Raw genomic sequence first — 24,061 nt, forward strand, 5'->3', positions numbered from 1 at the left:
GAATAACGCATTGTTATTCTTGTCAGCGATATATGCACAAAAACAGCCATTGTCTATGCAGTGGCTTTTTTTACCTCTCTTATTTTTTATAATCTTTTAGTTTTTTAGGTAGCTTTGCTATGTCCGCATCTATGCCAGCTTATATGAGCGATCCCACTGACGAGCAGCTCAGCGCCCTCAATATGGCGATGGATCACAAGTCGTTTAAAGTGGTCGCCTACGCCGGTGCCGGTAAAACAACCACGCTAAAATTGATTGGTGAGCGTTTGCGTGGACGCGGTTTGTACTTAGCCTTTAATAAAACCATTGCCAATGACGCCCGCGCAAAATTTCCGCCTCATGTAGAGTGCCGTACCTTTCACTCACTTGCCTACCGTCATGTTGCCCGTGATATCACCGCAAAACTATCATTACCGCGCTTTTCGCCTAAGCGTTTAGGTGATGATTTGGGCTTACAACCCGTACAAGTACGCAGGCAGATGGACGGCGTCAATAAATATATTACGCTCACCCCAGCACGATTATCACGCTTCGTTAGTGATGCTATCAGTAATTTTTGTAGCACACATGCCAGCTACCCTGCGCCAAGGCACATATTATTCCCAAGCTGGCTTGATGGCTCGGATGCTGAACAGCTGCGCGAGATGCTTTATCCTGCTGTTGAGCAGCGCTGGCTACAGTCGATTGATGCACGCCATCCTGCTGGTATTGGTCATGATATTTATCTAAAACTTTGGGCATTATCAAAACCCAGTATCCCAGCAGATTTTATTTTATTCGATGAAGCGCAAGATGCTGACCCGCTTATGATGGGTATTTTGACCCAGCAGCCACGCCAAGTCATCTACGTGGGTGACGCTCACCAGCAGATTTATGAATGGCGCGGTGCGGTTAATGCCATGAAAAAACTGCCATTGCCACAAACCTTATTAACCCAGTCTTTTCGTTTTGGCGAACCAATTGCTGAGATTGCCAATACACTATTAAAGGCACTGCAAGAAGATGTACCGCTTAAAGGCAATCCAAATAAGCAGTCCTCTACCGACAAAGGCATGGTACATAGTAAAAAAGATGCCATTCTTTGCCGTACCAATGCTGCTGCGATGTCGCAGTTACTAACGGGTCTAAAGCTTGGGCATAGAGTCGCTCTACAAGCCGATACGGATCGCATGCTAAAATTCTGTCAGGCAGCCGAAAACTTAAAAAATGGTAAATCGGCATACGGTGTACCTGAGTTGGCATATTTTTATAATTGGTCTGATGTGCAAGAGTACTCTGAAACCAATGAAGGTAGCGACCTAAAAACTTTAGTGAAACTGGTCGATGACCATGGCACTAATGTCTTAAGCCAAGCGGTCAATAGCCTATCGAGTATTGAAAATGCCGACTATGTCATCTCGACGGCTCATAAAGCCAAAGGACTTGAGTGGGGAAAAGTACAGCTCGATGACGACTTTTATTATGATGTGACCACCAATGCGGTAAAGATAAGCCCAGAAGAACTGCGCTTGCTCTACGTTGCTTGCACACGTGCTCAAAGCAACTTAGATATTCATAATATTAAAGATTTGATATCAGGTTTGCAGACGGGTAAAAAGGTTATTTTTGGTAATTCTTAACCTTTTTATCAGCTACTAGAGATGTTCCACGATGCCAATTTATAATGACTTTATATTAATAAGTAATAAGCCATGAATACCCAACAAACTGATATCTTACCGCACGCTTTATCTCAAGCAATGCAACAGCGTCAAACGACCATAAAGCAATTATTTGCTAGTCCCGTCCGTCTTCTTGCCCCTATGGAAGGTTTAACTGATCCATTAATGCGGCAAATTTTGACCCAAATCGCAGCGGATGTTGGTCGCCCTTATGATTGGTCGGTGAGTGAGTTTATTCGGGTTACTCAGCATGTCTTGCCTGCACATGTGTTTTATAAATACGTGCCTGAGCTGCATCATGATGCCAAGACCGCATCCGGTACGTCGATTCATATTCAGTTACTTGGTAGTGAAGCGCAATTGATGGCAGAAAACGCGGCCTATGCTTGTGAGTTAGGTGCGCCTGCGATTGATATCAACTTTGGTTGTCCTGCCAAAACGGTCAATAGCCATCGTGGTGGCTCAGTGTTGCTTGATGAGCCTGAAGTGATGTACGACATTATTAGCGCGGTACGACAAGCCGTGCCTGCCAATATACCCGTATCAGCGAAGATTCGCTTGGGTTATACCGATACCAGTCGCATGGATGATATTCGTGGCGCTATTGATGCGAGCGGTGCAGATTGGCTGACCATTCATGCGCGCACAAAAACCCAAGGTTATAAACCGCCTGCTTATTGGAATAAGATTCAAAGCTTTAATATCCTTGATATTCCAGTGATTGCCAATGGTGAGATATGGAATAGTGAGCACGCACAAAACTGTATGGCACAGTCAGGAACAAGGCATTTAATGCTGGGACGTGGGGCTGTGACCTATCCTGACTTGATCGCGCGAATTGATAAAGACGATAGTGAGATTTTGAATAATACGACGACATTATTATGGCAAGAGCTGATTGCGCATCAAATTAAGTTTCTGCAAGGCGAGGCAAAAAGTGATATCGTATTGGTTGGTCGTTATAAGCAGTGGTTAGCTATGCTAACCAAAGGCTATAGCGAGGCAAAGATATTATGGGATAGTATTAAAAGGGAAAAAAATAAAGCAGCTATCATTAGCGCACTACAAATGAGTGCACAGTAACGTTAGCTACTTTTATCTTATAAACATTAGTTTTTTCAATCAGCTGCTACTACGCACTGACTCGAATTGCTAAATAAAAGAGCATGAGACAGCAGGCAATAGAAAGACCCCAAAGAATGGAGCGGAACATCGCTAAATTTGTGATATAAGCAACGCAAAAACCAATACGAATGAGCACGTATAGCCAAGCCAATGTATTCACAATCATCTGTGGCACAAAAAACAGCATCGCTGCCGAGACTGCGGCTAAGAATACCGGTAAAGTCTCATAGCTGTTCTGCTGCGCGGCATTAGCGCGTGCCGCTGCCCCTGTCGTAGCTTGTAAAAAATCTCGAGGATGGGCATTATCAGCCAAATTAAAACCGCCGAGCATTTTTGCAGTCAATGCCATCGTTAATGGCAACAGACTCGCTACTACCATTGCCCAAATGGCTGATGCTGCGGTATCAGAGACCAATCCTAAGAATAAATTCATCAATATATTCGCCTTTATCCTGCGATAACTTCAAAGTCATGCGTCACATTGACCCCGCCTTGTACCAACATACGACTGGCTGAGCAGTATTTTTCTGCGGATAATTTAATGGCTTTTTCTACTTGGCTGTCTTTGACGTCTTGACCGGTCACGACAAAATGCATATGAATGTCGGTATAGACTGCTGGCACGGTTTCGGCACGTTGAGCAGTCAGCTCACAACGTACATCTGTCACATCTTGACGAGATTTCTGCAAAATCGCCACCACATCATAGCTAGCACAACCGCCCAGTCCCAACAAAATCAGCTCCATTGGGCTTGCGCCTTTTTCTTTATCGGCATCAATTTGTACATTATGCCCTGACGGTGATACGCCCATAAAAGCTTTGTCTTGTTGCCATGTAACGCTTGCTTTAGATTCTGACATTTTTAATATTCCTTGTTTTAATTAGTTCGATTTTTAATTGGCATGCTTTTTAGTTAATGCGATTTTAATTAACACGATCTTAAACAACATAGTGCCAATTCTTGTTTTCTAAAAAAACTCTTTCTGTCGCCAGTGTAGCATAAGCCAAAACGAGATTTTATAAAGCCAGTATCTTGTATGATTGATTATATGCCTGTGCGCTATTTGCTCGTATACCACCATGCTAAAAGCTCATTCAAAGACACGACTTCAATCCTATGTTTATTCTAATAAATTTACAAAAGTTTGTTTAAATACTCGTTGATAAACAATTGATTTTAAATCATTAAAGCTGTGAAACATTTTATAGCAAAATACTGTTACACATTTTGCTTGTTTCTTGGTTTAATAACGGTAATGAATCTTATTTTGCCAAAATATCGATAACAGTTACCCTATAATAATTACGATTGCTGTTACTTTACATTGTTGAAATAAGCTATTTTGAACATTTTAAAAGGTTAAGTCATGATAGATGCAGACGGCTTTCGTGCCAATGTCGGCATCATCTTGGCAAATACACAAGGGCAAGTTCTGTGGACAAAACGTATTGGTCACAACGCTTGGCAGTTCCCTCAAGGCGGTATCGACCGTGGGGAGACACCGATGGATGCGATGTATCGCGAGCTCTGGGAAGAGGTCGGTCTACATCCACGCCATGTCGATCTGTTGGCGGTCACGCAAGATTGGTTGCGCTATCGTCTGCCAAAACGTTACGTGCGGCATGGGCAGTATCCTTTGTGTATTGGGCAAAAACAAAAATGGTTTTTGCTACGCTTAGATGAGTCGAATACTCAACACATCCGCTTTGATGAGGGGAAACCAGAGTTTGATAACTGGCAATGGGTCAGCTACTGGTATCCACTTGGACAAGTGATTCACTTTAAACGCGGAGTATACCGTCGCGCCTTGCAAGAATTGGTGCCCGAACTACCGCTCCAACAAGGACTTATTATTCCAGAACAAAACAATCATTTGTTGGTAGAATAAATTCTTAGACTTATTGTTTATTATTTTTCAATAGCGAATACAAAAGAGCCTGTATCCAGTGATACAGGCTCTTTTGTATTTATAAGTGCTAAATTTATGGTTTGATAGCAATTTTCAAGACGCCATCACGCTGATGCATAAATAAGTCATATGCTTCTATGATGTCATCTAAAGCATAAGTATGAGTGACCATTTCTGATAAATCCACACGTCCTGTTTCAATGACATTCATTAAACGGCGCATACGCTCTTTACCGCCTGGACATAGAGCCGTCCGAATCGTGTGATCGCCAAGACCAGCAGCGAAATTCGCTATTGGAATGACTAAATCCTCAGAATAAACACCGAGGCTAGATAGTGTGCCACCTGGTTTTAGTACTTTAAGCGCCTGCTCAAAGGTGGATTTTAAACCAAGTGCTTCGATACTGCTATCAACACCGCGTCCACCTGTAAGTTTTAATACTTCATCCACTACATCCACTTCATTGAAGTTAAGGGTGATATCAGCGCCCATCTTTTTAGCCATCGCTAAGCGTTGATTGTTGCCGTCAATGGCGATGATAGTAGAAGCACCTTTGAGCCTTGCCCCAGCAGTAGCACATAAGCCAATAGGCCCTTGTGCAAATACTGCAACGATGTCACCAATGTTAATATTGGCATTCTCCGCACCTTTGAATCCTGTCGACATAATATCAGGGCACATCAGTACTTGCTCATCGGTAAGACCGTCCGGCACTGGACATAGATTGGCCTGTGCATCAGGCACTAGCACATATTCTGCTTGCGTACCATCAATGTGATTACCAAAGCGCCAACCACCAGTAGCTTTATAACCATGACAAGAGCATTTGCCATCAGCATCAAGATAGCCGCCATCTTGTGAGGGAAAGCCGTCTTGGCTAGCATAGGAGGTAAATGTTGGACAAATCGCGCCAGCGATGACTCGTTGTCCTTCTGTATAGCCTTGCACCGCCGAGCCTAATTTTTCAATAATGCCTACCGGCTCATGACCAATAGTCAGCCCTTTGGCAACAGGATACTCACCTTTAAAAATATGAATATCGGTACCACAAATTGTGGTTGTCGTAATTTTTAATAGCGCATCATTCGGCCCTACATCAGGAATCTTTTTCTCTACAATCTCAATTTTACCTGGCTCAATAAAGATCAGCGATTTCATCATGCTCATTTCACATTCCTTGTATTGTCAATATTTGCTTAGCCAACGTAGACTTAGCAAGAGATATATTCATAATAATCCATATTATTATGAATAGTAATAGTAATTTGCAGTAAAATCCATAATTAAATTAAGGTTTTAATTTCTATCTATTATTAACTGCTAAATATTGAGCATCGAATCTCTGATTTTAACAATCATTAAACCTACACAAGGAGCGATAAAAAACTCATATGTTATTTGATCATACTATGTTGATGTTCTCGACTGTCTAATCGAACATAATGAGTCGCTTGTAATTCGGTAGATTGCGAATGATCGTTGCTTTTATTATACAACGTTAAAATACTTTGGGTCCGGGTACCATAAGTGGGTATATTTGTCTCAAGATTGGCTAAAGAAGTAGGCTCAATATAGATTGAAGACAAAGCCTGTTCGATTTCAATAGGCACTCCAGTATCTGGCAGCTTATCCGTCGGAGCTAGCGTGGTATCAGATAGAACGTTAAAAGCAGCCTCTTGCCAATATTCAGGAGTACTGTCCTCAGCTATGAGCGTTAGCACTTCTTGACGTAAACGACCACGCAAACGCTCTGTCTTAAACCAACCCTCTTCTGGCTGACCATTAGAAAATACGTGCAAGCCTGCATATAAGGGTGTCGGCGCATGACCACGATTATTAACGACAACCGCTTGTGCTGTGTCACCGATAATAAGATTAAACCCAGCGTAGTCTTGTAGACTGATTTGCCGTGCAAAATCCATCGGACTTAAGCAACTGGTCAAAAAGTCAGCGACCAATTCACCACGCGAGCGCTCATCGTTACTTGCCTGCACACCATCGCGAAAGTTCAATACTGCTGCCCAGCGACCGTTATGTTGATAAGTAGCTGATTGTGCTTGCTGCGTTTCTGACCTCACTGCTTGATGAATACCTAACCACGTACCGCCACTTTGCTCATCGCGCCCTGCAAAAATAGGCTTATCCTCCCATTGATGTAGCGGTTCTGTCGGGCGCTGTAAAAACTCATCGCGATTGGACAATAACACTAAAGGCAGCTCATCAAACAACTGCCAAGCAACAGCGACAATACACATAGTTTTCCTTGATATTAGTATTTATATTAAAGTGTTAGCACTTAGTTGGTGTTTAATTTTTTATCCGCAGGATAGCTAATCTGATAAGTAGATTGCAGCACCTGAGATTGTTTACTTGGTAAATCAAACTCCCACGCGACCATGCCTTTATTATCGTTCCAATCTTTTTTACTAATCGCTGGTGTATGCGTTGCGCTCACTTTAATGTTGTCATCGCTACTCACAGGTTCTGCGCCTAACACTTGCATACGCACACTACGATTGTGCTGATTAGTAAACTGATAAGCCTGAATGATAGTTTTGGTTTGTTGACGATTAAACACCCCTTTATCACCTTTTTTGTCTTCATCAGTCAGCTGTTTCACCAGCAGACTCGGGTCAATACCAAAACCAATGCCCTGCTCTTTTAGACTCTGATAATCATAGCGTGATTGACCAACATAATTATCGTCGCGATAGAGTTGCAATGAACCATCCGCCCAAGCTGGCGTCAAAAACGGCGCAGATGCATACCAATAAGCAGCAGCTTCGGCACTCGGTGTACTACGTAGCCATAGCTTACTGGTGCCAGACTGCTCATCAATAATAGTGCGTACACGCCTGCCATCACTAGGAATACTGACGCGCTGCGGTAAGCGATACTCGGTAATACCATTTTTATTTTGACTACTAACCGTAAAGCTTGGCAGCGGCGCCATATTTTCTGCACCGCCATAACTGTCTCTCGCAGAAACGACCACTGGAGCACCTTCCATCATTGGTTGTGCATAACGGCTTAACTTAGCTTGCTCTTCTTCATATAATGATAAACGCTCGACTCTTGGTAGCTGGCTGGTCGTCGTTTGATTGGGATTAACCGTACTTAAGATAACCGGCACGTTATTCCAATTCTCGCCCGTTTGTTGGGCGATGACGGCAGAGGCGGTGATATTGAGCTGTTTATTATCAGTATTTAAACGCGCTTGATACGTCGGCTCCCAACTGGCGCCACGTACTTGATAATGCAATTTCACACTACTGGCAGAACGGCTGGCGGTACGCACACTGACTTGAGTGACATTATTTTGTACCGAGGTCGTACTGCCAGCAACCAGCTGATTTAAATCGTCTTTGGCACGGGCTTCTCGTTTTTGTAGCTCTACTATTTTTTTATTGATACTTGCCGCTTGCGTCTCTAAATCGCGTGCATTATTAGCAAGGGTGCCAGCAGTACTGATTTGCGTGACTTTGGTTAGGTTTTGCAAATAGGCTTTAGTCAGGCGTGCGGCTTCTAATTCAGCACTGATATCCGCTAGATTATTCTGCTGAGTCTGTACGTTAGCTGCCCCTTGATACTGGCACTGCGCTGCCTGCTCACCACTCAAGGTTTGGATACTAACTTCACCGATATTGACATTACCCAGTGCTTGCACACTAATACTGTCGGGTTCGATTGCAGGAGAAAGACAAGAAAAAATCAGTGTCTGCTCACCTGTGCCACTGATGGGCAATGCGCGAGTCACACTGGCTAAGCCTTGATAAATGGTAATTTGTTCGATACTACTGGTTGATGCTTGCGCCGTCACTGGCACAAAAAAACTGAAGCCTGATGCGACTGTACACAATAAGGATAATGATAATCTGTTTCGCTTAAGGTTTGTCGTTTGCACATCAACTGCGGTGATTAACCGTTTATCGTGCAAAAATGATCGTGATGATACGGTAGCAGACATGATAATTCCTTAGAAGTTGACGCGCTTTTTTTCATCTTATCGGTTTTTTTAACGCTTTGCTATTCATTCAATGAACCATACATTTATCATAGTGTTCGCAAGGGATGAATTTTGCTATTATAGACAGCATTTAATTACCAATAATTATGATGCCCTTATGATAATTCATCCTCAGTACAATCCTGTAGCGCTGTCCTTGGGTCCAGTAGAAGTACACTGGTATGGCTTGATGTATTTGCTAGCATTTGCTGCCGCTTTTGGTCTAGCTTGGTATCGCAGCAGCAAACGTGACAATTGGACCACCGATATGGTGTCTGATTTGGTATTTTATGGTGCGCTTGGTGTGATTTTAGGCGGTCGTATTGGCTATGTGCTGTTTTATCAGTTTGGCGAGCTACTACAAAACCCTGCTTATTTATTAAAAGTTTGGGAAGGTGGCATGTCTTTCCATGGTGGCTTTATCGGTGTCATGGTAGGCATGTGGTTTTTTGCTCGTAAATATAAAAAAACAGCCTTCCAAGTATTCGATTTTATCGTGCCTTGTGTACCAACCGGTTTACTATTTGGTCGCATTGGTAACTATATTAATGGCGAGTTATGGGGACGCGTATCAGACGGTGGCTATAACTGGCTGACTTATTTTCCGCAAGCCGCTGCCTTTGATATGGAGCAATTACAGAGTAATCCACAATTGCAAGAGTTGATGATTGAGGTCAATGGTCAGTATGTGCTGCCTCGTCACCCATCACAGCTATATGAAGCTTTTGCCGAAGGTCTGCTACTATTTATCTTCTTATGGTGGTATTCATCAAAGCCGCGTCCACGTATGGCAGCCTCTGCTGTGTTCTTACTAGGTTATGGTATCAGCCGCTTTATCATCGAATTCTTCCGCCAGCCAGACGTTGATCAAGGATTTATCCTATTAGGTTGGATGACCAAAGGTCAACTATTAAGCGCACCGATGATTATTGCCGGCTTGATTATGCTGATTTATGCTTATAAGCGTGGTATTTATGATTGGGGTAAGCAAGCAGCTTATTAAACTGTACGTTTATCGGACACCTGTTAAGCATGATTTTGATGAGACACTTTAAAGCGCAAAGAGTAATTTTATGACCATGAACAGCTCTATAGTTAAAAACGAGCAAGCCTATTTAGACCTGCTTCGCCTTGTCATGAGTGAAGGCACTGAAAAAGGCGACCGCACTGGAACCGGTACGCTTAGCCATTTTGGCGCGCAGCTACGTTTTAATTTAGCCGATGGTTTTCCCTTATTAACCACCAAAAAAGTTCATCTTAAATCCATCACTTATGAGCTTCTATGGTTTTTAAGTGGCAGTACCCACGTCGATTATTTACAACAAAACGGCGTACGCATTTGGAATGAATGGGCAACTAGCGAGCAAACCGCACGCTTTAATCGTCCTGCTGGCGACTTAGGTCCTATTTATGGTCACCAATGGCGTAATTATGGTGCTACTAAAGCTGATGACGGTGCTTATCATGCTGATGGTGTCGATCAAATCGCACAAGTGGTTGAGCAAATAAAGACTAATCCTAACTCGCGGCGCTTGATTGTTTCTGGCTGGAATCCAAGTGAAGCAGATCAAGTTGCTTTGCCACCTTGTCATACGATGTTTCAGTTTTTTGTCGCGGACAATAAGCTCTCCTGCCAACTCTATCAGCGCTCAGCGGATTTATTTCTGGGCGTACCTTTTAATATCGCAAGCTATGCCATGTTGACCCATATGGTGGCACAAGTTTGTCACTTAGAAATCGGTGAATTTATTTGGACCGGTGGCGATTGCCATATTTATCAAAACCACCGTGAGCAAGTGGAGCTGCAGCTAACTCGTGAGCTTTATACGCTACCAACATTAGCGCTTAACCCTGATGTGAAAGATATCTTTGATTTCAAATACGATGATATCAGCGTCGATGGCTATGAGTCGCACCCAGCGATTAAAGCGCAAGTTGCAGTATAGCGTCTGTTTCAAACCATATTTAAAAATTAGCAAAGGATAATTTATGAGCTATGCTAACACCGAAGTTGCCCAAATCGCAGCTATTAGTAGCAATCGCTGTATCGGCAAAGGAAATGCTCTACCGTGGCATATCTCAGCTGATTTGCAGCATTTTAAAAAGATGACGACCAAACCAAATGATGGCGCGATACAAGGTATCGTCATTATGGGTCGCAAGACGTTTGAGTCTATGGGCAGCAAGCTTTTGCCGAAACGTGTGAGCTTTATTATCAGTACCCAGCTGGATTATGCTGAGCAAAAAGGCTTAGTCGGCAGTGACAAAGCTTATGTTATGCATAATTTCGACGATGCCTTAACACAAGCAGCAAGCCTTGCTCATGGTGCGCATCTTGATACGATTTGGGTAATTGGCGGCGAGCGCGTGTTTAGTGATGCGTTGATGTACACGGATCGTATCGAGTTAACCCACGTAGATACTGAAATCACTGATGGCGATGCCTTTTATCCTGAATTGCCAAGTGAGTTTGCAGTAGCGGAAGAATCTGAGCAAATGCATGATGAAAAGAGCGCGTTAGATTTTAGATTTGTGACTTATAAAGTAGAAGCCTAACGTCGTTTAGTCTTCTATTCAACTTTAATAAGATATAACTTAAGAGGAGAAGCCAAATATGGAAAATTAAAAAAGCTCAGCAAAATTAATTGCTGAGCTCAAAAAACTTTTAGATAAGACAACTATGGAGCTAGACTCCATTGTTAGCTGAAGCATAAAGTTTATTTACCTTGGTAGGGTTCATATATTTTATAGCAAATGCTAATAAACGTCTACGTCTCCATTGTTGTGATATTTTCATCATAACTATGGAGGTCATAATGGCCATTCAATGCGGTTATCCTAAAGCTGTGCACGTACGTTGGTACTGGAGATATAGATTTAATTGTTGGGAACACGTTTGCGAGCATTGCCGCAGTTATCCAAATCAGCAGTTGAGTTTTGATTTTTAATAATTAAAATTTTCTAATACTAAAAAGACAACAGCCTAATGGTTGTTGTCTTTTTTTATGTTAAAAATAAAGCTACTCATGCAGCACTTTATAAACGGTTTTTGCGAGTACTGGTCCAATACCTTGTACGCCTGCCAGCTCTTGCTGCGAGGCACCAAGCAATTGCTGCAATCCGCCAAAATGATTGAGTAAATCGCGGCGGCGCTTTTCACCCAGCCCCGGAATCACTTCTAACACTGACGATGAACGACGCTTATCGCGCTTCTTACGATGTGCCGTAATCGCAAAACGATGCGCCTCATCACGAATGTGCATCAATAAATGCAGCGCTTTACTGTCCATAGGCAAATCAAGCGGCTCATGATCGATAAAATGCAGTACCTCAAGCCCCGCCTTTCGCCCTTCCCCTTTTGCTACACTAATAAGCAAAGTATCGCCAAGAATACCCAACTCGGTTAGTACTTCTTTTGCTATTCCAAGTTGACCTTTACCGCCATCTATAAGCAGCAAATCAGGCAGTGGTTGTTTTTTATAACGGCGTGTCAGCACTTGCTTCATCGCCGCATAATCATCGCCGCCGACAATGTCATGAATCGCATACTGACGATAATCACGACGACGCGAACCACCTTGATCAAAGACAACACAGCTACCAATGGTAGCCTCGCCCATCGTATGCGAGATATCAAAACACTCGATACGGTCAATGGTACGATCCGTGACTTCAGTCAAGACATCTTTTAACGCACCAAAACGCGCATGCAGCTCTAAGTAATCGCCAAGTTTGGTTTTTAGCGCATTATTGGTATTGAGCTTCGCTAAATCTAACCATTCGGCACGGTGCTCACGAACGCTAGTTTTAATGACGACTTTACTGCCAAAATGGCTCGCCAGTGCTTCACTGACCGCAACCTGATCCGGTAATTCATGACTCAGCATGATTTCAGCTGGCAAGTCATCTGTCACCTGAAAATAAAATGAGGTAATAAATGCCGATAGATTATCAGCCAGCGGCTCACTGCTATCCACATCAGGGAAGTAGTTCTTACCACCTAGCACTCGCCCACCACGGACAGTCAATACGTTGACACAGGTCATGCCTGCTTGACTGGCAATAGCAATCACATCTGCCTCCCCTTGCACGGTATAAACGGCTTGCTTCGCTTGTACTTCGCGCAGCATAGACAACTGATCGCGATAAAATACCGCTTTTTCAAAGTCTAACTCTTCAGCAGAAGCTTCCATTTTTTCAATCAAAGCGCTATGAATATCGCTAGAATCGCCTTTTAGGAAACGAATGGTATTGCTGACATCTTCTGCATACTCTTCGGCTGATACCAAGCCCACACAGGGCGCACGGCAACGCTTAATCTGATATTCAAGACAAGGGCGCTTACGCTGTTTAAAAAAGGTATTGGTACATTGACGCATTTGAAACATCTTTTGCATGAGCACCAGTGTTTCTTTTGCGGCATGAGCTGAGGGAAAAGGACCGAAAAAACGACCTTTTTGATGATTGCCTTTACCACGACTATAAGCCAATCTTGGATAAGGCTTATCCGCTGAAATAAACACATAAAGGTAGGATTTATCATCACGCAGTAGCACGTTATAAGGCGGACGATGCTCTTTAATCAGATTTTGCTCGAGCAGTAACGCCTCGGTCTCACTACGGGTAATAATGGTTTCGATATTATGTATCCGCGCGACCAGCGCCCGTGTTTTTGGATGGTCAATCGTCTTAGCAAAGTAGCTGTTAACGCGACTCTTTAGCGACTTAGCTTTACCAACATATAGAATATCGCCATTTTTACCCAGCATTTTGTACACCCCTGGCAAATTTGGCAGGCGCTGAATGAGATGCTTTAGACGGGATTTTTTATCGTCGACAGGACTTGATGCGGAGACATTAACCATAGAATTTATTGCTCTCAAGATACTGATATACAGATATTTATGGGGCGATAGTACGCGTTTTACAAGAATCGTTATCAGCTTAGCAATAACCATAAAAAAAGCCAGCTCCGAGGCTGACTTTTCGCAAAAATAATAATCACTCTTAATAATAACTCTAATGGCGGAAATTTGGCAATAGTGCCGGAATACCTGGCAACATACCGACGATAGCCATCACACCGGTTAATATGACAAAAGTAATTACCGGAATAATCCAACGGCTCATTTTAGTCAAATTGGCACTACGTTCTTTAGAGCCAATCAAGCCCAAGTTATCAAGCAATAACGTGAGCGACCAACCAAAGGCTGGGTTAACCAATGCAGAAGCAAACACCACAATAGCAGCAGACTGCGTGGTTTTACCTTCGCGGGTCATCTCCATGCCAGCCTCTAATAGTGGGATAAACACACCCACAATCAATGCCACGCACATCACTGGTTGCCAAATGGCCAAATCCATCGGATAGCCCCAAACACCTGCGATGATACAGAATAGAGCCGTCAATAAAGCACCTGCAGGAATCGGACGCTTAGCAATCGCCGCAGGAACAATATACGTTCCCCAAGATGATGCAAAGTTCGCACCGCCCAACACAGATCCGACTACCTGACGAAATGAAGCACTGGTCATGGTGTCATCGATATCCATCAGCACGCGCTCAGTACGTTTGGGATAGCTAATTTTTTGGAATACTTGATGACCCAAAAAGTCTGGTGACCACATAGCAACCGCCAAAATAGCAAACGGTAGTACTACGATAAAGCTTTCAACCGTTGGTAGCCCTAACATCCAACCTGTGTTCTCACCCCACCAATACATCGGGTTCATATGCGGTAGACCTGGTGCAGTTTTAAACGCAAAAGGTGCGCCTAATGCAAATGCGAGACCGCCACCTAAAAAACAGCTGAGCGGAACCGCAAGCCAGCGTTTTTGCCAGTGTTCAAGTAATGCATATAGCAGGATAGTCGCCAGAATAATAAAGAAAGCAATGTGCGACATGCCAATCCCTTCTGCCCAAGCAAAGAGGTTCTTGACCTGTGAAGTGGTACCGATAAAGCCCAAGTAAATCAAAAGACCACCGCACACACCTTTACTGGTTAAATTGGCAAGTAAGCTACCCCCTTTACTAATAGCAAGCAGTAGACCAAAAGCACCAATCATTAGGCCAAAAGCCATTGGATGCCCACCTGCAGCAACCACAATGGGAATCAGTGGAATAAGTGGCCCGTGAGTACCAGCAAGATTGGCTGTTGGTAGTAAGAATCCTGAAAACAAGATAATGAAGAACGAAACAATCAATAACTCATAACGGACGTTTTCTAAGATAAACGCATCACCCAAACCAAGCGGCCCTGCAAAAGTTGCCGCGATGGCGCCCACCATTACCACTTTACCAATGGTTGCTGCCATCGCTGGGATAGTATCTTCATACTCAAAACGATAATCGCGGAACGGCAGATTGGCACGCCAACGCTTCGGCTGCATGATTTGTAATTCATGATTGAGGTAAGCATTACGATTTTTAAAACTTGAACTGGGCTTATGTAAATCTACATAGCTATCTTGCAAATCGTTATCAGAAGGGGTTGGGTGTTGCGTATTGGACCCTGAGGCGGGAAGCTGTGTACCACTCATCACATTTCCTTATGTCGACTAAGGTTTGAGCGGCTCTACTACCCTATCAGATGATACATAGAGATGCCCAAAACAAAATTGCGGCTATTGTAAGGCATCGATAAGGATAATGCGAGGCTTTATATATTAAAAGATACCATACGTATCGTTATGAAAAAATTTATTATGGCTTACCGCGTAACACTTATAAAAAGGTAATGAATCTATTTCAAGAATACGCGTTATCATACTCATTTTGCTTTTGTTACGCTTTAAAGCTGGTGAGCTTGGGTATTTTTCACTATGATAAATATCTTTTTACGGCTCATTTTTTTATAACACGCATTTGAAAGCGGCAAGCACTGCCGTAAGGTCGACTTCATATAATAAGAACAACCCATATAATAAGATCAGCAAAACCGGAAAACCAATAGGAAATATTGATGAGTTTACTGCCCAAAAATCTTGAAATGCTAAAACGTAACGCCAAAAAAAATATCATGCCATTGCTGACGCCTTATTTGCTTAAGCTGCGTATCAATACCTACGCACCATATATAGGTGCCGGCATCAAGATTGAGCATATCAATCTTGACCAAGGCCTATGCGTAGTGAGCATGGGACTCAATAGTCTCAATAAAAATATCGTCGGTACGCAGTTTGGGGGCAGCTTATATTCAATGGTTGATCCCTTCTATATGCTCATGCTCATGCACCAGCTGGGTAGCAGCTATGTCGTTTGGGATAAAAGCTCACATATTGAATTTATCGCGCCGGGCAATAGCAAAGTGACCGCCCGCATGAAAATTCCTAGCAATGAAATCAAGACCATTCAAGAGTTAGCAAAAGAGGGTGAACCCGTCTTTCGCGAATACCAAGTAGATATCGTCGACGATCAGCAAAAGACGATCGCTATCGTCACCAAGACGCTATACATACGTCTGCGTAAGTACAGCAAATCTAAAGACCAAAATAGCCGTATTGAAAATTTTGAGGATTAAAGGCAACTTTTAAAGCTGTCATTTAAATTTTCGATTTAAAGCGCATTAATTAAAGCGTTTTATAATTTAAAGTAATACAAACAAAAACCCCAATCTGGCATACGCACAGATTGGGGTTTTGTCTTTTTTGGTATGACCCGCTTATTTATATGATAAACCTATGAATAAGGGCTTGTATCTGCTTCTTTATTACCGAATCGCATAATAACGGCTTGGCAATAAAGCGATATTAAGCACAATGCTTAAAACCAGATACTGGATATAATCTAAGCGTTAGCTTTTGGCTTAACAACTTTAGGTGCACGCGGAGCAAGCTTCTCGCGGATACGTGCTGATTTACCAGAGCGCTCACGTAAGTAGTATAGTTTCGCACGGCGAACAGCACCACGGCGTTTCACTTCAATGCTATCGATGATTGGTGAATGCAATTGGAATGCACGCTCAACACCAACGCCGCTTGAGATTTTACGTACGGTAAACGCTGAGTTTAAACCGCGGTTACGCTTAGCAATTACAACGCCTTCAAAAGCCTGTAAACGCTCACGCTCACCTTCACGTACTTTTACTTGAACCACAACGGTATCGCCGGGTGCAAAGCTTGGGCGCTCAATCAATTGAGCATTTTCGATGACCTGAACCAATGGATGCTTGTTGCTCATGAGAGTTATCTCCTCACATTAGATAATAGAGGCTTGACGCATATCACCTGTTTGTAATAATGGATCGTATCTTTTTAATGAGACACAACGTAAGTGGGTTATGACAAACGGCCATTATGCTATGACTCGTTTTGTTGTTGCTCAAAATTTTATTACTTAACTGCTTATCTTTTTAACCGCTATCAACGCTGTTTTTTATCTGCTTTTGCCAATGCTTTTAGCCATTTTGCTTGCTCTACCGTCGGCGTAAACGCTTGCCATAAGTCAGGACGCCGCGTTTGCGTACGTTCGACTTGCTGACGAAAGCGCCACTGAGCGATATTGGCATGATGACCTGAAAGTAACACTTCAGGCACTGCCATACCCGCAAACTCATGCGGCTTAGTATAGTGTGGACAATCAAGCAAGCCATCGACAAACGAGTCTTGCTCAGCTGACTTGTCGTCGCCCATAATATCCGGCAAACGACGTATCACACTATCCATTAGCACCATTGCTGGTAGCTCACCACCGGTAAGCACGTAATCACCAAGCGATATCTCCATATCGACATATTGCGACAGTAAGCGCTCATCAATGCCTTCGTAACGACCACATAATATAATCATGCCGTCATACTCAGTCATATCAACCACACTACTTTCGCTCAGCGTCTGTCCTTGTGGTGACATATAAATCACCGGACAATGCGCTTTGTCGACACGGCAACCATGCTGACTGGCTCGCAGGCGCGCATTCTCAATTGCTTGTGATAATGGCTCAGCCATCATCACCATGCCAGGACCGCCACCATACGGACGTTCATCAATACGGCGATAATTATCACTGGTATAATCACGCGGGTTAATGCATTCAATCGTCACTTTCTTCTGAGTGACTGCCCGACCTGTGATTCCAAACTCACGAATCGTAGCAAACATCTCAGGAAAAATACTAATAACGGCAAAATACATCGAATGTCTACTTGCGCAGTGGCTAATATTGGCTAAATAAATCGGTGTTATTACTGATAAAGCTTAACCGCAAAGTTAAAACTATTATCAATAATCACTTGGCCATGCCACCAGCACTGTTTTTTCAGTCAGATCGACCTTCACTACAGTTTGCTTGTGCCATGGAATCAGACGTTCTTCTTTATCCAAGCTGTCTGAAGTTGCCGCAACCCGCATGATCGCGTGGGCGCCAGTCTCAAACATCTCAGTAATATCGCCTAGATACTCAGCCTGCTCGTTAATAACGCGCAGAGTGACCAAATCCGACCAGTAGTATTCATCTTCAGCAGGTTCTGGCAAGATGTCTTGCTCGACCCAAAGAGTTACCCCGTTCATGGTCTCAGCAACATTGCGATCAGGAATCTGCTCAAACTGAGCCACAATTCCTGTGCCTTGCTCACGCCAAGCCTTTACTGTCAAAGGTTTCATACCGGTAGCGGTTTTCATCCACCAAGGCTTGATGTCAAATATCGCCGGACGATCGTCTGTTTCACTAAATACCCAAAGCCAACCTTTGATGCCATAAGGCTTTTTGAGCTGACCAATTTTCATAAGGGCACTAGCGTTTGGAGCAGAAGACATAACAGCTAACCTAACAATGATGAAAACAGCGATGATAAATAAAAAGCCATTAAAAACGATAAACGTAGTCAAAAGCGATAAACAGTTAATGGCGTACCCTGGTTAGACCAGTTACGCTAGGTATTCTTAAGCCAACTGATTGACGCAGCAAATGCGCTATCAGTATGTTGCAGCCAAAACTTAAGCAGTAGCTTCAGTTTGAGCAGCAGACTTATTATAAGCTTTTGCTAATGAAGCAACGCGATCAGAAGGTTGTGCACCTTTTGCGACCCACGCATTATACGCTTCCATGTTCAAGCGCACTGCTTCTTCAGAATCTTTAGCGAGTGGGTTAAAAAAGCCGATGTTTTCAATATAGCGACCGTCACGCGCGCGGCGTTGATCAGCAACAACTACTTGATAAAATGGGCGTTTCTTGGCACCGCCCCGTGCTAAACGAATAACAACCATGTGAATTCTCTCTTTCGCAGGTATACCAAAAAGGGCATAATTATACCACAGTCTTATTTTATTGAAAACATAAACTGTGCTTATTTAATTATTTATTAACAATAGCTTAAATCGTTATGACTGTAAATAAGATTCATCATTCACGCTGCTAATATGATGGCTACTTCTCTATCATATGCCTTTATCTTGAGCGGATGATATTGCCAGCGTTGGCGATGAAAGCTAGCAGCGTCATTAGTCGATTATGCTATTCTAGTAGTCATATTTATCGCCGCATCACACTACCTTGGACTCCTATGACCACGCCAAACCCACCATTGCCTCATAAAAGCTGGTTACCCCGCTCTTACTCTAATAGTCTGCTGACCACTTTAATGGTGGCTTTTATTGTTCTCATCAGCGTTGGGGTGTCTATTTTATTTTTTTGGCGCAGTCTATATTTACCAGAGCTCAAAAGCCATGCGCGCTATTTGACCAGCGAATTAAGGCTGATGAACAGCGCCAATCGAGACTGGCGGGACAATCCTGAAGTCCGGCAGTGGATTTATCAGCACTCACATGTAGTAGTGGTGGATAATCCAAGCGACTTTCCAGAAGTTGCTGACAAAGCTTTTGTTAGTGTTTTTACGGATGTATTGCAACGTGAAATTGGTGCACAGTTAGGACGACCAGTTGAAGTGTATTTTAAGTTTAAACCGACTCCGCAGCTTTGGGTACAAGACAGTCGTGATAGCAGTTTTTGGATACGCGAACCGGTGGTCTATTATTCGCAGTACAGCCCAACTTTATTAATATTGTTTTTATTTGGACTACCAATTTTGACACTGCTGACGATTATTTTATTGGCGCGTCAGTTAAATCGTCCCCTGCGTTACCTGCAACGAGCTGCCACCAATTATATCAGCTTAGGTCATGCGACAACGCTACCGACCCGTCATGGTCCTACCGAAATTCGCCAAGTAAACATGGCTTTTAACCGTCTGTTTACCACGCTTAACCAAGCACAAAAAGAGCGTACGATTATGCTAGCGGGTATCTCACACGATTTGCGTACGCCGTTAACTCGTATGCGACTGACCGCTGAGATGCTGCCAGATGATTTTTTTCGTGAAGGGTTGATTTACGATATTGAAGATATGGATGCGATTTTAGAGCAATTTATCTCATTTATGAAAGATGGCTCCGATGAGCCTGTACGCCTCACCAATTTGGATACCATATTTAATGAAATTATGGTGCAGTTTGCGCCCTTAGAGTTTATTTATCAGTCAGAATGTAGCAAGCTTGTGCCCGTACGCCCAATGTCGATTAAACGCTTGATTATCAATCTAGTCAATAATGCCAAGCGTTATGGTGAGCCGCCTATTTATCTTTCCGCTGTTGTCATGCCAACCTTTGTAGAAAAAGAGGTGATAGAGTACAGCGACGTCGTGACTGAGAATACGGTCAATAAAGAAGCAAAAGAGCAATTAGTTATATGTGTGCGAGACTGTGGTAGCGGGGTGGCAGAAGACCAACTTGAGCGCGTTATGCAGCCTTTTGAGCGTGGCGAGTCAGCGCGTACCACTCAAGGCAGTGGTCTTGGCTTAGCAATTGTCGACCGTATCGCACGCTTACATCATGGAACAGTTGAGGCTATCAACCATCCAGATGGTGGTCTACAGGTCTGTATTCGAATTCCGCTTATCTCCAAAGTTACCGGAGAACAGCCTGTGGATATTAATCCCGCTACAAAGCCCGTTATTGAATAGTGCCAATCAATAATACTAAAAAAGCAACAATGAGCTATCGTTGTTTTTAAAAAATAAGAAATTGCTCACGTTATAATACTTATTCCTTACTACCGATGACAGGTGGAATATACTCAGCACTGTTAGCGAACGCTAGAGGCTGGGTAATCTCATCCTGTGCCGCTTTTAGCGTCTGAGTGGCACTTGGCTGCTGTAAGAATAAATAATATCCTAGCATTACAGCATTTAATACCACTAAAACCCCAAATAAATACGGCATCTTATGCCCTCCTCCATTAAAGAATATATCAACGGTGCTTAAGCATCAAAATCACGTTCGCTCTTTTCTTGCGTCAATTCATCAGCTGCAAGGATTTGTGTCAATGGCTTGATAGGCCATGTCATCACAAAGCGCGCGCCGCCAAGATCACGGCTCTCATCCACCTTCATACGACCATTAAACCAAAAAGCAATACGAGACACGATAGACAAGCCCAAACCATAGCCACCTGACGCACGCGTGCGACTGTCATCCAAGCGCGAGAATGGAATAAAGACTTTTTCTCGATCAGCTTCTGGAATACCATGACCATCATCTTCAACACTGACGAAGGCATTGCCCTTTTTTACTCCAGCACTGATGATAATAGTGCTCTCTGCATAGCGTAAAGCATTACCAGCCAAATTCTGAATCACACGGTGTAAATAGCGTCTATCTGCTATCGCCTCTACTTTAGCATTTGGCAGCTTAGTAACAATTTTAATCGGTTTGCCCAAGGCATTGGTTTCACGCTCAATCTGCTCAAGTAAATCTCGAAGATTGACTGGCTCCAAATCTAGTTTTGGCGAGCCTTCTTCAAGCTTAGCATAGGTCAACATCTCATCAATCAGCCCATTAAGCGACTCAATATCTTCATCGATATAGTCACGCTGCATAAAGCGTGAGTCTTCGTCATCAGTATCAGCCAGCAGATCTACCGCAAATCGAATACGAGCCACCGGTGTACGAAGCTCATGTGACACCGCACGTGTCAACTCGCGCTGCGACTCAATCAGACGCTTAATATGAGAGGTCATAGCATTAAAAGTCGCGGCCAAACGAGCAATTTCATCTTGACCAATAACCTGTACTTGACTGTCTAAATTGCCCTTACTGACCTCATTAACACCGACTTGAATCAGTTGTAGCTTACGTTCGAGTGGGAAAATTAGTGCATACACACCCAAACTGATTAAAAACATGCTAATCAGAATCATACTGACAATCAAGTTTAGTGGGAACCAATTAAATAAAGGTACTGGACCGATCAAAATTGCCATATCACTAATTTCAGACGGTACAATCACTTTGATAGATGAGTTTTTTGTGCTGGTATTGGTATCTTGCAACAAGATCACCACTTCATCACGGCGCAAGCGTGCCATCTGATCAGGATCTAAATCGAGCGCAGTTACCGCTTTAAATGCTAAAGGGAACGAGAATTTTTCTTCTAACTGCGCCAAACGTGTGCGTTTATCGGACAAGGTAATATAATAAGACAAATCATCTAGCAAAAATATGGCAATGGCTCTGACTTGCTGTTCAGTCACTTGCGATATACGAGCAGTCAAGACACCTTGATTGTCTGGCAAACGATAATAGACATCAGCATAGGTTGGCTGACTAAAATAGCGAACGACCGTGTTTTCTTTTTCAAAACGGCGCAGCTCACTGGCAGTAAAGTCAATCTCATTGATAGGAACAATCTTAAACTCTGAACCAAACAAACTGCTGGCATCAGACAGCCAATAATCACGTTGCGCTTCATTTTCTTGATGAGCTAAGCCCTCACTTACGATATGAAACGCTCCGGTCGCCATATTTTCGCGATAAGATTGCACACGCTCCTTATTGATCGTATCCATCAATAATTGGGCAAATAAAGCCACACATAAGCAGACTATCAATAGACCTGCATAAATACGAACAAAAATACTGTGTTTAAGAGAAGAAACTAATGACATACGTGCTGTGACCAACCTGATGAATAAAAGTTATGGATAGAAGGATGCCTATCCTAACGAATATAGGATAATATTTGCTACGTTATTTACCAAATGGTGATTAAACTGGATATAAAATTATCGCTTAATTAAACCACATAACGTAGTAATTAAGGTTAAAAACTTAAAGTTTAAACCATAAAAAACCAGCTTTACGCTGGTTTTTTATCAAATAACGATAAACGTTAAGGGCTGACAGCAGAAATAGGCTATTAGTTGCCTTCTTTTACAAACAGATAGCCCTTGCTACGGACAGTTTTGATACGTTTTGGATTTTCTGGATCATCGCCGATTTTTGGACGGATACGTGAGATACGTACATCAATAGAGCGATCCTGACCGTCATATTCGATACCACGTAGGCGCTCAAAGATATCTTCACGTGACAAGATACGTCCAGCATTAGAAGCAAGTAACCATAGTAGATCATATTCAGCACTGGTGAAATCAACCAACTCATCACCTAAATTCACTGAACGACCACCATTATCGATGACTAATTCACCAAACTCTAAGCGCTGCGGCACATCTTCTGATGGGACATTTTCTGAGCGACGTAATAAAGCGCGAATACGCGCTAATAAAACACGCGGCTGAGCAGGCTTAGCAACATAGTCATCCGCACCCATCTCAAGACCCAATACTTGATCCATGTCTTCGGTGCGCGCAGTCAGCATCAAGATAGGGTTTTGGTAATGTGGACGGACTTCACGGCAGACCGTCAAGCCATCGCTACCTGGAAGCATGACATCAAGTACGACCAAATCTGGCTGCTCATTGACAATACGACGAATGGCACGATTACCATCTGTTTCAATCGCCACTTCTAGACCGTTCTTGACCAAATAATCTTGGGTCAACATGGCCAGACGCTCATCGTCCTCAACAATCAAAATTCGGGGGGTGTTGTCATCATCATTCGTTGTCATTGTTATATCCTCTAATACATCTCATTTAAAAGTAGTCAAAATAAGAGCAGTAAAATGAATAGCACCATAAAACAGTGCCATTGCTGTTCGTATAGCTGTTATAAACTTCGCAGCACAGTATACTATTAAACCTGCAGCTTCCTATACTATAGCTTATAATCGTTAACAAAACCTATAAACTACGACCATCAAAACTTTAGTTTACGTCCAAAAATCATATCTTTTATCATAGTCAAAAAACATCAAATAATTTTTATTCACTAGCGAATGCCTTGTTGTGGCTGAAGCTCTAGATCGTCGATCTCATCATTGAAGGAAGCACATAAAATGGCTCACCTCTATAACTTATCAAACCAATTTCTAACCCTTAATATAACCATATATTGCTATTGTTACTAGTGGCTTTTCCACTAAAAGCTAAAATCCGTTGCTTGCAGATAAAAGCATCAGCC

At 42.9% G+C, this 24,061-nt stretch carries 22 protein-coding genes; 8 read left to right on the forward strand and 14 right to left on the reverse strand.

Translation table 11 applies throughout. From position 1 onward, the window contains the following. Positions 1-119: 119 nt before the first annotated feature. Both VLN09_RS03365 and VLN09_RS03370 read left to right on the forward strand, forming a co-directional pair. Complete coding sequence (locus VLN09_RS03365) at positions 120-1,619, forward strand: UvrD-helicase domain-containing protein (RefSeq protein ID WP_325243783.1); 1,500 nt, start codon at positions 120-122, stop codon at positions 1,617-1,619. Between the two features lie 120 nt (positions 1,620-1,739). Next, the gene (locus VLN09_RS03370; RefSeq protein ID WP_325243803.1) at positions 1,740-2,744 is read left to right on the forward strand and encodes a tRNA dihydrouridine synthase; all 1,005 of its coding nucleotides are present in this window, start codon (positions 1,740-1,742) and stop codon (positions 2,742-2,744) included. 49 nt (positions 2,745-2,793) lie between these two features. On the opposite strand, the gene VLN09_RS03375 is transcribed toward VLN09_RS03370, so the two are convergent. Next, positions 2,794-3,219, reverse strand: a complete 426-nt coding sequence (locus VLN09_RS03375) for an MAPEG family protein (protein WP_325243784.1) — start codon at positions 3,217-3,219, stop codon at positions 2,794-2,796. A gap of 14 nt (positions 3,220-3,233) precedes the next feature. Next, positions 3,234-3,647: an OsmC family protein gene (locus tag VLN09_RS03380; protein ID WP_325243785.1), complete on the reverse strand. Its 414-nt coding sequence runs from the start codon at positions 3,645-3,647 to the stop codon at positions 3,234-3,236. 507 nt (positions 3,648-4,154) lie between these two features. Between VLN09_RS03380 and VLN09_RS03385 the strand changes: the two genes are divergently transcribed. Further along, entirely contained in the window at positions 4,155-4,676 is a 522-nt protein-coding gene (locus tag VLN09_RS03385; RefSeq protein WP_325243786.1) for an RNA pyrophosphohydrolase, read from the forward strand. Positions 4,677-4,770: 94 nt separating this feature from the next. On the opposite strand, the gene VLN09_RS03390 is transcribed toward VLN09_RS03385, so the two are convergent. The 3 genes from VLN09_RS03390 to VLN09_RS03400 all read right to left on the reverse strand — a co-directional run bounded on the left by VLN09_RS03390 (position 4,771) and on the right by VLN09_RS03400 (position 8,665). Continuing rightward, a complete protein-coding gene (locus tag VLN09_RS03390) occupies positions 4,771-5,865 on the reverse strand; it encodes an NAD(P)-dependent alcohol dehydrogenase (RefSeq protein ID WP_325243787.1) in 1,095 nt (364 codons plus the stop codon). Between the two features lie 227 nt (positions 5,866-6,092). Next, entirely contained in the window at positions 6,093-6,953 is an 861-nt protein-coding gene (locus VLN09_RS03395) for an NRDE family protein (RefSeq protein WP_325243788.1), read from the reverse strand. Positions 6,954-6,994: 41 nt separating this feature from the next. Beyond that, entirely contained in the window at positions 6,995-8,665 is a 1,671-nt protein-coding gene (locus VLN09_RS03400; protein ID WP_325243789.1) for a DUF4139 domain-containing protein, read from the reverse strand. A gap of 157 nt (positions 8,666-8,822) precedes the next feature. Here VLN09_RS03400 and lgt point away from each other — a divergent pair, with 157 nt between their 5' ends. From lgt to VLN09_RS03415, 3 genes are all read left to right on the forward strand, one after another. Beyond that, complete coding sequence (lgt, locus tag VLN09_RS03405; RefSeq protein WP_011514620.1) at positions 8,823-9,707, forward strand: prolipoprotein diacylglyceryl transferase; 885 nt, start codon at positions 8,823-8,825, stop codon at positions 9,705-9,707. Positions 9,708-9,777: 70 nt separating this feature from the next. Then, positions 9,778-10,650, forward strand: coding sequence for a thymidylate synthase (locus VLN09_RS03410; protein WP_325243790.1), 873 nt, complete (start codon positions 9,778-9,780; stop codon positions 10,648-10,650). A gap of 43 nt (positions 10,651-10,693) precedes the next feature. Continuing rightward, positions 10,694-11,260 (forward strand): dihydrofolate reductase, encoded by a 567-nt coding sequence (locus VLN09_RS03415; RefSeq protein WP_325243791.1) that lies wholly within the window; start codon positions 10,694-10,696, stop codon positions 11,258-11,260. A gap of 464 nt (positions 11,261-11,724) precedes the next feature. Here VLN09_RS03415 and uvrC read toward each other — a convergent pair whose 3' ends face one another. After that, a complete protein-coding gene (gene uvrC, locus VLN09_RS03420) occupies positions 11,725-13,569 on the reverse strand; it encodes an excinuclease ABC subunit UvrC (protein ID WP_325243792.1) in 1,845 nt (614 codons plus the stop codon). 154 nt (positions 13,570-13,723) lie between these two features. Then, positions 13,724-15,244, reverse strand: coding sequence for a DUF3360 family protein (locus tag VLN09_RS03425; RefSeq protein WP_325243793.1), 1,521 nt, complete (start codon positions 15,242-15,244; stop codon positions 13,724-13,726). A 422-nt stretch (positions 15,245-15,666) separates the two neighbouring features. Between VLN09_RS03425 and VLN09_RS03430 the strand changes: the two genes are divergently transcribed. Next, a complete protein-coding gene (locus VLN09_RS03430; RefSeq protein WP_325243794.1) occupies positions 15,667-16,224 on the forward strand; it encodes a DUF4442 domain-containing protein in 558 nt (185 codons plus the stop codon). A 266-nt stretch (positions 16,225-16,490) separates the two neighbouring features. On the opposite strand, the gene rplS is transcribed toward VLN09_RS03430, so the two are convergent. The 4 genes from rplS to rpsP form a co-directional block, all read right to left on the reverse strand. Continuing rightward, on the reverse strand, positions 16,491-16,883 hold the full coding sequence (gene rplS / locus VLN09_RS03435) for a 50S ribosomal protein L19 (protein WP_325243795.1): 393 nt from the start codon (positions 16,881-16,883) through the stop codon (positions 16,491-16,493). A 182-nt stretch (positions 16,884-17,065) separates the two neighbouring features. Continuing rightward, the gene (gene trmD / locus VLN09_RS03440; RefSeq protein ID WP_325243796.1) at positions 17,066-17,836 is read right to left on the reverse strand and encodes a tRNA (guanosine(37)-N1)-methyltransferase TrmD; all 771 of its coding nucleotides are present in this window, start codon (positions 17,834-17,836) and stop codon (positions 17,066-17,068) included. 87 nt (positions 17,837-17,923) lie between these two features. Continuing rightward, positions 17,924-18,457: a ribosome maturation factor RimM gene (rimM, locus tag VLN09_RS03445; protein WP_325243797.1), complete on the reverse strand. Its 534-nt coding sequence runs from the start codon at positions 18,455-18,457 to the stop codon at positions 17,924-17,926. A 180-nt stretch (positions 18,458-18,637) separates the two neighbouring features. Continuing rightward, the gene (gene rpsP / locus VLN09_RS03450; protein ID WP_011281274.1) at positions 18,638-18,907 is read right to left on the reverse strand and encodes a 30S ribosomal protein S16; all 270 of its coding nucleotides are present in this window, start codon (positions 18,905-18,907) and stop codon (positions 18,638-18,640) included. A gap of 296 nt (positions 18,908-19,203) precedes the next feature. Here rpsP and VLN09_RS03455 point away from each other — a divergent pair, with 296 nt between their 5' ends. Continuing rightward, positions 19,204-20,658 (forward strand): ATP-binding protein, encoded by a 1,455-nt coding sequence (locus VLN09_RS03455; protein ID WP_325243798.1) that lies wholly within the window; start codon positions 19,204-19,206, stop codon positions 20,656-20,658. Positions 20,659-20,737: 79 nt separating this feature from the next. Here VLN09_RS03455 and VLN09_RS03460 read toward each other — a convergent pair whose 3' ends face one another. The 3 genes from VLN09_RS03460 to VLN09_RS03470 all read right to left on the reverse strand — a co-directional run bounded on the left by VLN09_RS03460 (position 20,738) and on the right by VLN09_RS03470 (position 23,609). Beyond that, complete coding sequence (locus VLN09_RS03460; RefSeq protein WP_325243799.1) at positions 20,738-20,917, reverse strand: hypothetical protein; 180 nt, start codon at positions 20,915-20,917, stop codon at positions 20,738-20,740. Positions 20,918-20,955: 38 nt separating this feature from the next. Further along, entirely contained in the window at positions 20,956-22,641 is a 1,686-nt protein-coding gene (locus VLN09_RS03465; RefSeq protein ID WP_325243800.1) for an ATP-binding protein, read from the reverse strand. 251 nt (positions 22,642-22,892) lie between these two features. Beyond that, positions 22,893-23,609: a response regulator gene (locus VLN09_RS03470; RefSeq protein ID WP_325243801.1), complete on the reverse strand. Its 717-nt coding sequence runs from the start codon at positions 23,607-23,609 to the stop codon at positions 22,893-22,895. Between the last annotated feature and the right edge of the window lie 452 nt (positions 23,610-24,061).

Origin of the sequence: Psychrobacter sp. (assembly GCF_035469765.1) — a bacterium.
In the GTDB taxonomy this organism is placed as follows: Bacteria; Pseudomonadota; Gammaproteobacteria; order Pseudomonadales; family Moraxellaceae; genus Psychrobacter.